The organism is uncultured Blautia sp., from assembly GCF_902497045.1.
In the GTDB taxonomy this organism is placed as follows: domain Bacteria; phylum Bacillota; class Clostridia; order Lachnospirales; family Lachnospiraceae; genus Blautia_A.
Genome location: NZ_CABVDF010000077.1, coordinates 1 through 11,237, shown reverse-complemented (window position 1 = coordinate 11,237; position 11,237 = coordinate 1). Strand labels below are relative to the sequence as shown.

Below are 11,237 nucleotides of genomic sequence, written 5' to 3'. Positions count from 1 at the left end.
ATGTATGTATTGAAAATAAAGAGAACGAAAAGGAGGAACTATGGAAAAGAAATTACTTGATATGAAAGATATTAGTAAAACCTTTGGAAGCGTGCAGGCGCTGAAAGGCGTTTCCCTGGACCTCTATGCTGGTGAAGTCCTGGCTCTGATGGGCGAAAATGGAGCAGGTAAATCAACCCTCATGAATATTTTGAGCGGATCCCTTCAGCCTACAGAAGGAGAGATTTATCTGAAAGGCGAAAAGGTCCATGTCTCAGATCCTATTACCGCTAAGAAGCTTGGAATTGCAAAGATCCATCAAGAACTGCAGATTGTACCGGAGCTTAGTGTGGCAGAGAATATTTTTCTTGGCAGGTGGAAATCCAAGGCTGGACCGGCGGTGGATTTTAAGGGTATGATCGAAGAATCAAGGAAGTATCTTGAAATGCTGGACGTAAAGGTAGATCCGGCAAAAAAACTGAAGGATCTTCGTATTGGTGAACAGCAGCTGGTAGAAATTGCAAAAGCCATTTCTCTGAACTCGGAGATCATTGTTATGGATGAGCCTACTTCTGCTATCAGTGAAAAAGAGGCGGAAAAATTATTTAACATTATCAGAAGATTAAGAAGCGAGGGAAAAGGTATCATTTATATCACCCATCGAATGGAAGAAATCTTTAAGATTGCAGACAGACTGACCGTTATGCGTGACGGCCAGTATATCGGAACAGTCAGAGCAGCTGAAACGACGAAAGATGAGATCATCAAGATGATGGTAGGACGTGATATGAGTGAACAGTATCCGAAAGATCCTACTGAAAAAGGTGAAGTTGCACTGGAGGTAAAGGAACTCAGCTATACACCTCCGGAAGGAAGCTTCCGCAGATCTTTAAAAAACATCTCACTTTATGTACGTCATGGAGAGGTTCTTGGAATTGCGGGACTTGCCGGTGCAGGAAGATCAGAGTTTTTTGAATGTCTCGCAGGAGTACATCATGGAGAAACAGAAGGACATATTTATATAGAAGGAAAAGAGGTTTCCATAAAGACTCCTTCTGATGCCATTAAAGCAGGTATTTCCTTTGCAACAGAGGACAGAAAGGGTACTGGTCTGGTGCTCTCCAGATCTATAGGAGAAAATATGTCCCTTCCTCTTTTGAAAAAGTTCAGTCCAATGTTTTTTATGAAAACATCGGAAGAAAAAAATATCTGGCAGAAACAGATGGAAACATTAAGGATCAAAGCACCCGGAGCAAAAACCCTGGCCAGCTCTCTGTCCGGTGGAAATCAGCAGAAAGTTGTTCTTGCAAAATGGCTGATGACTGAGCCAAAGATTCTTCTGCTTGATGAGCCTACCAGAGGTATTGATGTAGGCGCAAAAGCGGAAATATATCAGCTGATCAATAATCTGGCAAAACAGGGAATGGCTATTATTGTGGTATCTTCAGAGCTTCCTGAGGTCATCGGAATTTCTGACAGGATCGTTACCTTCTGTGAAGGAGAACTGACGGGAGAATTCCTGCAGAAGGATGCAACGCAGGAAAAACTGCTTGAAAGTGCAACAAAATAGAGGGAGGAAATGTAATGGAAAACAAAGCAAAAGTAAAAGCTGTGCTGAAACAGATGCAGAGTGTGATCGCATTGGTAATCATCTTTGTGGTAGCTTCTACCATCTGTGTAAAAGACGGAAGAAATAACTTCCTTGATATCCGAAATCTGATGAATGTGCTCCGTGCCGTATCGGAAAACGGTATTATCGCCATTGGTATGACACTGATTCTGATTCTTGGTGATATTGACCTTTCTGTAGGCTCTGTTGTAGGGCTTATTTCTACCGGATGTGCCTATCTGATGGTTATGAGTGGATTTGGTTTTATTCCGGCTGTGCTGACAAGCCTTGTGATCGGCGGACTTTTTGGACTTTTCAATGGTCTGTGTATTACCAAGCTTCATCTTCAGGCATTTATTGTAACGCTGGCATCTATGAATATTGCCCGTGGTCTTGCCAGATTCTGGGCAAATGGTATTGGTATTCCTCTGGCATATGGAGAAGGAGAAGGAATGGCTCCTCCTGCATTTGAGGTTCTTCAGATGCGTATTGGCGGTGTGGTTCCGGTACCGGCTATTATTTTTATTGTTCTGCTTATTATTTTTCAGATTATCCTGAGCAAAACCAGATTTGGACGTCAGGTATATGCTATTGGCGGAAACCGCCAGGCAGCGTACCTTTCCGGTATTAAGGTTGACCGGATCAAAATTTATGCATTTGTGATCTGTTCTATGCTGGCATCTGTTGCAGCCATGATCCATGCAGCCCAGATCAGTCAGGGCGGTCCTAATGAAGGTCAGGGATATGAGCTGAATGCTGTTGCAGCCTGCGCTATTGGCGGAACCAGTCTGGCAGGTGGCAAGGGAACGATGATCGGTACCCTGATCGGTGCGCTGATCCTTGGCATGCTGGATAATGTTCTGGGTCTGAAAGGTGTGAACTCAAATCTTCAGCTTATGGTAAAAGGTTTTCTGATCATCATCGCTGTATTTATGCAGGCAGATAAAGTAAAAGACTGATATATAACAATGTAAATAAATTCTTCCACTGTCCGGCAGCAGAAAGGAAGATTAAAAATAAAAAAGAAGTGAAAACTGCCGGAGAAAGAAGGTACAATATGAATAAGAAAGCCATTAGTATCCTGCTGACAGCAGCAATCGGAGCATCCACACTTGCAGTGAGCGCAGTTCCTGCATTTGCAGCAGAGAAAAAAGACAAATATGTCATTGGTATGTCACAGTGTAATCTTGGCGAGCCATGGCGTGTTGCCATGAATGATCAGATTAAAATGGCAGCAGAAAAGCATCCGGAGTTTGAAGTGATCTTTGCAGATGCAGCACAGGATAACTCCAAGCAGATCGCTGATATTGAGAACTTCGTACAGATGGGAGTAGATCTGATCATTACCTCACCTAATGAGGCAACTCCTCTGACGAATGCAGTAAGTGCAGCTTATGATGCAGGAATTCCGGTAATCCTTCTGGACAGAAAGATCGATGGAGATAAATACACACAGTTTATTGGTGCAGACAACGTAGATATGGGACGTATTGCAGGCGAGTATGTAGCAGATACTCTTCTTCCGGACGGAGGAAAGGTTTGCGAGATCAAAGGTCTTGAGGGAACTTCCGGCGGAATCGACAGAGACAATGGTTTCCGTGAGGGTATCAAGAAAAATGATAAAGTTGAGATCGTTGCAGAAAATAATGCTGACTGGCTTCGTGAAAAAGCAATCACTGTAGCAGAGGAAATGCTTCAGACAAATGACGAGATCGATCTGTTCCTGGCACTGAACGACCCAATGGCAGAGGGCGCTTATATTGCAGCGAAGAATGCAGGCAGAGAAGGAGACATTCTCTTTGTTGGATTTGATGGACTTCCTACACCGGACGGCGGTATCCGTAGCGTAATGGACGGAAGACTGAGCATGACCCAGGTTTATCCTACCGGAGGTGCAGAGGCGATTGAAAGTGCATACCAGCTTCTTGTAGAGGGAAAAGAGCTTGAAAAAACTCTGACTCTTACTTCTGAGATCGTTACTCCGGAAAATGCAGAAGAGCTTCTTGAGAAATATGGCGGAGCAGCAGAATAATATTTTTCAGTCAGGATCCAGGAAATTATGTAAAAAATAACAAAGGGGGCTGTAAAATCAGGGATGGTTTTCAGCCTCCCTTTTTGTCAGAAAAGAGAAACGAATATCTGAAAAACAGAGCGGTTGACAGAAAGTGGCAGATACATTATGATAGGTAGCATTGGAGGTACGGTATGCTGCAGATGATCAAAAAAATATTACATCCGGATAATATGCTGTTTAAAATGGTCGTGCTTAACTGTGGACTTCTTTTGCTTGTTACCATTGTGATCACTACGGCTGGAAATATCATTTATCAGGGTTCAATGGAGGAACATTCCTATGCGAATACCATGGAGATACAGAATCAGGTACTGCGCTCGCTTGATCTTATTTTTCAGTCTGTTTCGGATAATGCAGAAGTACTGGGAAATACCCCTTGTGTTCAGGAATATCTGAAGCTGGATGTTGAGAAGCAGCAGGCAAGAAGAGTAATTTTAGAGGGACAGGTCAGAGAACTGCTTCTTCAGTACAGCGACACATATGAGGATTACCTTAATATGGTACTTGTCAGTGAGAAAGGGCAGTATTTGTCAAATGATTCCTATCGTCTTCAGAAAAACTCTCTTACAAGAGAAGACTGGTATCAGGAAGCGCTGGCTGCACATGGAAATCTTGTTTTAAATACGGACAGTTTTGGACGGAATCTGAAAAGCTGGAAAAATCATAGTACAGATCAGTATGTAAGTACAGCAAAAATGATTTCAGATAAGGACACCGGACAGGCGGTGGGAGTGATCCTGGTGGATATGGATCTGAAAAGCATCCAGAATCTGGTGGAAGACATTACCATGGGTCAGACAGGGTTTGGATATATCCAGGACAGTCACGGAAAGGTTGTATATGCGCCTCAGAACAAGATTGTATACCGAATGAATCCTTCATGGTTTTCGGAAAAGGACAGCGGACAGGTACGCTGTCGGATCGAGGGTGAAGATTATAATGTGATATACAGCCGTTCCCGTCTTACAGATCTGACGGCAGTAGGTGTGTTTGACTGGGGCAAGACCATAGAGGGAGTGGCATATGTAAAACATGTTTCCATATGGAGCGCTGTTCTTGTTGCAGTGCTGGCTGTAGTGGCTTCCGTACTGTTTTCGGCATCTTTTACACGGCCCATATCAAATCTGTCCAGGCTGATGAAACGGGCTCAGACAGGAGATCTGGATGTCCATTTTGACAACCATTATAAGGGTGAGATCCGCCAGCTGGGAGATGCATTTAACTCTATGGTGGATAAGATCAGTGAACTTCTGGAACTGGTATATAAGGAACAGAAAAAGAAAAGGGAGGCAGAGCTTAAAATACTTCATGAACAGATCAAGCCTCATTTTCTTTATAATACACTGGACACGATCCAGTGGATGGCGAAAAAATATCATGCTCAGGATATCGTGGATATGGTTCTGGCTTTGTCTAATTTTTTCCGGATCAGCCTGAGCCAGGGAAAAGAGTATATTTTTCTGTCGCAGGAGATAGCCATGGTAAAAAGCTATCTGGATATTCAGAAGTTTCGGTACGAGGAATTATTTGAATATGAAACTCAGGTAGATGAGAGCCTTCTTAAGTGCAGTGTAATGAAACTGTGTCTGCAGCCGTTGGTAGAAAACGCACTTTATCATGGAATCAAAGAATCTGACAGAGAAAAAGGAAAGATATGGATCCGGGCTTATTCTGAGGGGGAAGAATATCTGATCCTTCAGGTGGAAGATGATGGAGCCGGCATGAGTCAGGAAGAATGTGAAAAACTGAATTTCTGGCTGAGGCAGAAAGAACGTACAAGTGAGGTGACGGCATATGGGACTTTGAATGTAAATGACCGGGTGAGGATTGCATTTGGAGATACCTGCGGACTTCATTATGAACAGAGACCGGGAGGAGGAACCATAGCAGTTCTTCGTATGAAACAGATATAGTGGGGGAAGATTATGTGGAATGTTTTGATCGCAGATGATGAGCCGAAGATCCGTCAGGGTCTGAGAGAAACCATGGAAGGGTTTGGACTGCCTGTGTCTGTCTGTGCAGAGGCAAGAAATGGTGCAGATGCTCTGAAAAAAATAAAAGAGTTTCATCCGGATATTATACTGCTTGATATCTGTATGCCCAAATTAAGCGGAATCCAGCTTTTGGAAGAAATCCGAAAAACAGAGCAGGAATGCCAGGTGATCATTATATCTGGATTTAATGAGTTTGGCTATGCAAAGCAGGCAATCCGGCTTGGTGTTTCGGAATATCTTTTGAAGCCCATTGTAGAGGAAGAATTGAAAAATGCTGTTCTGGCTGTGATAAAAGAATTGGAAAAAACCAGAAAATCAAAGAAATTCATGGATCTTGTGAAACAACAGCTGGCACAAAATCAGACATATTTGCAGGATGTTTTTTTGAATGACTGGATTGAGGGGAAGCTTTCTCCGAATGAATGGAAAGAACAGGCAGAGCTCCTTCATTTAGGCATGCCGGATAGGATCACTCTTGTGATGACTGTGGTTCAGCCGGGATATGAACGTAAGCTTGCAGGAGGTACGGTATCAGACGAGTTATATAAAATGACTTTAGAAAAGATCATGAGCGAGCATTTAAGAGAATTTCATCCTGTTGCTGTATTTATGAGCCGATACCAGGATGTGATCGGTATATTTCAGGATATTCCATCCGGAATAGAGGAATTTCTGGAACAGATGCAGGTGCAGATAGAAATGCAGACAGGAGGGAAATGTTGTGTTTTTACTGAAAGCTGCAGTGGTTCAGAACTTCCGGATGCCTGTGTAAGAATGAGGAGTCAGGCAAGAAAATTTATGGAGTGTAAGCCGATCGTACTGGAGGCAAGAAAATATATTTACGACCATTATGGAGAACGGGAACTGGATCTGGGGCAGGTAGCCCATGCGATAGGATGCAGCGCTTCTTATCTCAGCAGGATGATGAAACAGGAAATAGGGATTTCTTTTAAAGAATTTCTTACAAGGCTGCGTATCAGCCAGGCAATTGCCCTTATGGAGAATCGGGAATTGTCCATTAATGAGATCGCAGGTCAGGTTGGGTACAGCAATCAGCATTATTTTTCTGCTGCTTTTAAAAACTGTCAGGGGGTATCGCCTTCAGAATTTCGTAAAAATCTGGTATGCAAAGGAGAAAAAGAATGAAAAAAGCATACAGAAGCGCGGTGACAGTTGTCCTGATCTGTCTCCTGGGCATATCGGGCTGTGGAAGAAAAAGTGATATCCATACAGACAGCTATCAATATTTGATCGGAGTAAGTCTTACAAATGTTATGGAACCCTGGCTGAACAATCTGGTACAGGTGTTGTCGGAAAGACAAAAAGAGGACACGGCAGTTAATATGATTTTCCGTGATGCGGCAGGCAGTCCGGAAAAGCAGATTCAGGATATTCAGTCTTTGCTGGATAATGGAATTGATCTTCTTATTGTATCCCCGGATGGAAGCGGATCGTTAGATAAAACCCTGGAACAGGTCAGAGAGAAGATACCTGTTGTAATGGCGGGAGTAGGTTCAGAGAAAGACTGCTGTACAAGCTTGATCCAGGCAGATGATGAGAAGATCGGAAGACTGGCAGGAGAGTATATTCTTGAACATCTGTATGAGGAGGGCGACAGGATCGTGGTAATAGAAGGGGTAAAAGGTTCTCCTATTTCTGAAAAAAGACACAGAGGATTTCTGGATGCTGTTAAGGACAGGATTCCTCAGGAGCAGATTGTCTATGATTACGGAGACTGGCTGCGGGATCAGGCAGAGCTGCGCATGAAGGACTACCTGGTATCTCATGAGCCGGCAGACATAGTGTTTGCTTTTAATGATGAAATGGCTTACGGTGCGTTTCTGGCATGTCAGCAGTACAGAGCGGCGGAAGGTGTCCCTCTTATTGGAGTGGACGGTTTTGAAGGAGAAAGCGCGGGACTGAATCTTGTGGACAGAGGGATTCTGGATGCCACGATCCAGAGTCCGGACTTTGGTTCTATGGCATATGATGCTGCTCTTGCACTTCTTTATGGAGAAGAGACCGCTCATAATTTAACCATAGAGCCTCAGCTGATCACGGAAAATAAATAAAAAACGGAAAAGCCGGAAAGAGTATCCTCTTTCTGGCTTTTTTTGATAAACAGTATATAACACTTGACAACAGTAATATACTGTTATATACTGTTTGTGAAGAGGAGGAAGAGATATGCATATCATCATCAACCATACTTCCATGACCCCGATTTATGAACAGATTGTATCACAGATCAAAGAGGACATTATAAGCGGGAAACTGACTCCCGGAACGGCACTGCCTTCTGTAAGGGCTTTTTCCAGAGAATTGAAGATCAGCGCTCTTACGGTAAAAAAGGCCTATGACTATCTGGAAGAGGAAGGCCTGGTCAATACAGTCCATGGAAAAGGAAGTTTTATCGCGCAGGCAAATCAGGGGCTGCTCATGGAAGAACGAAGAAAAGAACTGGAAAACGATCTGGATCAGGCTGTCCGCAAAGCCCGTGCAGGGGGAGTGACAGACGAAGAAATCTGTGAATTGTTTCAGTTGATAATGGAGGAATAAATTATGCTTGCAGAACTGGATCATGTAAAAAAACAATATGGGGACTTCAAACTGGATTGCACGATAGAAATTCCGGAAGATTGTGTTACAGGGCTGATCGGAGCCAACGGGGCAGGAAAGAGCACTACTTTTAAAACAATTCTCGGACTTTTGAAGCCGGATTCCGGAAAGATAAAGATATTTGGAAAAAACAGTGATGAACTGGGAGAAAAGGAAAAAAGACAGATTGGAACAGTTCTTTCAGACAGCTTTTTTTCCGGTTATCTGACAGTGAAGCAGATTGCAGGATTTATGGGAGATTTTTATCCGGATTTTCGGAAAAAGGAGTTTCAGGACAGATGCGGCAGGTTTCAGATCCCTATGGACAAAAAGATAAAGGATTTTTCTACTGGTATGAAGGCAAAGCTGAAGGTATTGACTGCCATGAGCTATGGTGCCAGATTTCTGATTCTTGATGAGCCTACAGCCGGTCTGGATGTAATGGCAAGAGAGTCTGTTCTGGATCTTCTGAGAGAATATATGGAAATTCCCGGACGGGGAATCCTGATCAGCTCTCATATTTCCTCAGATCTGGAACAGTTTTGCGATGAGATCTATATGATCCATCAGGGAAAGATCATTCTCAGAGAAGAAACCGATGTGATCCTGGAAAATTACGGAGTGCTGAAGATGGATTCCCATGATTTTCAGAAGCTTGATAAAACGTATATCCTGAAAGTAAAAAAAGAAGCTTTTGGATTCAGCTGTCTGACAGACCGGAGGCAGTTTTATCAGGAGAATTATCCTTCTCTGGCTGTAGAAAAAGGCTCGGTGGATGAGGTGCTGACCATGATGGCGAAAGGAGAGACATTATGAAGGGACTGTTAAAAAAAGATCTGGCGCTTCTTGCAAATATAGGAAAGATCTATGTAGGAGTGAGCTTGTTCTGCATGGTGCTGGGACTGGTCAATGAAGATATGAGGGATTTTTCTCTGAGTTTTCTGGTGATCATGTTTTCTCTTGCGGCGCCTTCCACACTTTCTTATGATGAGTTTGATAATGGAATGCCTTGGCTGATGACACTTTCTGCTGACAGAAGCGTTTATGCAAAAGAAAAATATCTTCTGAGTATCCTGCTGGGACTGGCAGGTGCTGTTGTGGCTGTGATTCTGGGAGCCCTGGTATTTCGGATCAATCCGTTTCAGGGAGGATCTGATTCTCAGATAGCAATACTGGTAGCATTTTTCTTTACGTCAGGACTGATGCTGGCAGTTATGATCCCGGCCAAACTGAAATTCGGATCGGAAAAATCACGGATCATTGCCATGGGTATGGTGATCGTAGTGTGGATAGTTTTTTTTGCCGGGAAACATATGCTGGAAAGTTTTGGCGTAAGTTTCAGCGGAGCAATGGAAAGTCTGGAAAAAGTTCCAAATGGAGCAGTAGTTCTGACATTGTTTATTTTTTATGGGATCTGCATGTCTGCTTCTTACTTTTGCAGTGTAAGAATCCTGGAAAAAAAGGAGTTCTGAGTTTCTTTTTGGCGAAAAATATGATATACTGAACACCATATCCGGGTTGTCTGGAGGAAAGGTGTGAGGATTATAATTTTATCAGTATTAAAAGAAATACAGGCAGCAGTCTGGGGAATACCAACCATGGCACTGCTGCTTTTTACAGGACTTTATCTGACTGTCCGTCTGAAGGGGCTGCAGTTTACTCAGCTTCCGCGGGCAATTCGATATATTTTTGAAAAAGAAGAGGGAAAAGGAGATGTTTCTGCTTTTGGATCTCTTTGTACAGCGCTTGCTGCTACCATTGGCACAGGAAGCATTGTAGGTGTGGCAACAGCTCTTCGTGCAGGCGGTCCCGGAGCCCTTTTCTGGATGTGGATCTCAGCTCTTTTGGGCATGGCAACGAAATATGCAGAGGGACTTCTTGCAGTCCGGTTCCGTACCACAGATGAAAATGGACAGATTGCCGGGGGACCGATGTATTATATTGAAAGAGGAATGGGACGAAACTGGGTCTGGCTTGCGAAAATGTTTGCATTTTTCGGAGTAGTGACAGCTCTGCTGGGGTGTGGAACCTTTCCGCAGGTAAACGCTATCACAGAATCTGTGGAATCTGCTTTTGGTGTTCCGGCATGGCTGGTTGGAGTAATTGTTACGGTGGCAGTAACTGCGGTGATCCTGGGGGGAATCCAGTCGATTTCCAAGGTGGCGGAAGCTGTGGTTCCGTTTATGGCTATTGCTTATGTGATCGGCTCTCTGGCAGTGCTGGCTTTTAATCATGAAGCAATACCAGGAGCCTTTCGGGCTATTTTTGTCAGCGCGTTTACACCTGATGCCGCTTTTGGAGGGGCAGTAGGAACTGCTTCGGCGGCAGCAGTGATCACTGCTATGCGGACCGGTATTGCCAGAGGTGTATATACAAATGAGGCAGGTCTTGGAAGTTCTCCTATCGTTGTAGCGGCAGCAAAGACAAAATCCTGTGTGCGCCAGGGACTGATTTCTATGACCAGTGTATTTTTTACTACTATCATTATCTGTACTATGACAGGAATCGTGGTGATTTCCTCCGGACTGCTGGAAACACCTGTGGGCGGCGTTCTGCTGGATGGAGGCAAGCTTTCCAATGCGGCATTTAATCAGGGACTTCCGGGAAATATCGGAATGTATATGGTGACCATTGGACTGATTTTTTTCTCTTTCACGACTATCATCGGATGGAATTATTATGGAGAACGATGCCTGGTATATCTTACCGGAGGAGTGCAGTGGAACCGGCAGTACAAGCTGCTGTATATCGGATGTATTGCAGCGGCCCCGTTTCTTTCTCTGGAGCCTATCTGGATCCTGGCAGATATCACAAACGCGCTGATGGCATTTCCAAATCTGATCGGCATCCTGGGATTAAGTCCGGTGGTGATATATGAAACAAAGAAATTTTTTAAAGAGATAAAAGAAAACCGATAATTGTTTATACAGGGTTACTGAGAAAAGCAATGAAAGTGGAAACCGGAAGCTTCCGGTTTCCACTT

General features: G+C 43.8%; 10 protein-coding genes. All 10 read left to right on the top strand.

What is annotated here, in order from left to right; all coding sequences use genetic code 11:
- The first annotated feature begins 40 nt into the window (after nucleotides 1–40).
- The 10 genes from RDS42_RS07425 to RDS42_RS07380 all read left to right on the top strand — a co-directional run bounded on the left by RDS42_RS07425 (nucleotide 41) and on the right by RDS42_RS07380 (nucleotide 11,172).
- Entirely contained in the window at nucleotides 41–1,549 is a 1,509-nt protein-coding gene (locus RDS42_RS07425; protein WP_308783079.1) for an ATP-binding cassette domain-containing protein, read from the top strand.
- A gap of 14 nt (nucleotides 1,550–1,563) precedes the next feature.
- Nucleotides 1,564–2,547, top strand: coding sequence for an ABC transporter permease (locus tag RDS42_RS07420; RefSeq protein WP_308783078.1), 984 nt, complete (start codon nucleotides 1,564–1,566; stop codon nucleotides 2,545–2,547).
- A gap of 98 nt (nucleotides 2,548–2,645) precedes the next feature.
- Entirely contained in the window at nucleotides 2,646–3,620 is a 975-nt protein-coding gene (locus RDS42_RS07415; protein ID WP_308783077.1) for a substrate-binding domain-containing protein, read from the top strand.
- A 173-nt stretch (nucleotides 3,621–3,793) separates the two neighbouring features.
- Nucleotides 3,794–5,575 (top strand): sensor histidine kinase, encoded by a 1,782-nt coding sequence (locus RDS42_RS07410; RefSeq protein ID WP_308783076.1) that lies wholly within the window; start codon nucleotides 3,794–3,796, stop codon nucleotides 5,573–5,575.
- A 12-nt stretch (nucleotides 5,576–5,587) separates the two neighbouring features.
- Nucleotides 5,588–6,802 carry a response regulator gene (locus RDS42_RS07405; protein WP_308783075.1) on the top strand — a complete coding sequence of 405 codons (1,215 nt, stop codon included), beginning with the start codon at nucleotides 5,588–5,590 and terminating at the stop codon, nucleotides 6,800–6,802.
- Nucleotides 6,799–7,728: a substrate-binding domain-containing protein gene (locus RDS42_RS07400; RefSeq protein ID WP_308783074.1), complete on the top strand. Its 930-nt coding sequence runs from the start codon at nucleotides 6,799–6,801 to the stop codon at nucleotides 7,726–7,728. Before RDS42_RS07405 ends, RDS42_RS07400 begins: the two co-directional genes overlap by 4 nt.
- A 115-nt stretch (nucleotides 7,729–7,843) precedes the next feature.
- Entirely contained in the window at nucleotides 7,844–8,215 is a 372-nt protein-coding gene (locus tag RDS42_RS07395) for a GntR family transcriptional regulator (RefSeq protein ID WP_308783073.1), read from the top strand.
- Nucleotides 8,216–8,218: 3 nt separating this feature from the next.
- A complete protein-coding gene (locus RDS42_RS07390; protein ID WP_308783072.1) occupies nucleotides 8,219–9,070 on the top strand; it encodes an ABC transporter ATP-binding protein in 852 nt (283 codons plus the stop codon).
- Nucleotides 9,067–9,726, top strand: a complete 660-nt coding sequence (locus RDS42_RS07385; protein ID WP_308783071.1) for an ABC-2 transporter permease — start codon at nucleotides 9,067–9,069, stop codon at nucleotides 9,724–9,726. Before RDS42_RS07390 ends, RDS42_RS07385 begins: the two co-directional genes overlap by 4 nt.
- A gap of 63 nt (nucleotides 9,727–9,789) precedes the next feature.
- A complete protein-coding gene (locus RDS42_RS07380; protein ID WP_331602959.1) occupies nucleotides 9,790–11,172 on the top strand; it encodes a sodium:alanine symporter family protein in 1,383 nt (460 codons plus the stop codon).
- Nucleotides 11,173–11,237 lie beyond the last annotated feature (65 nt).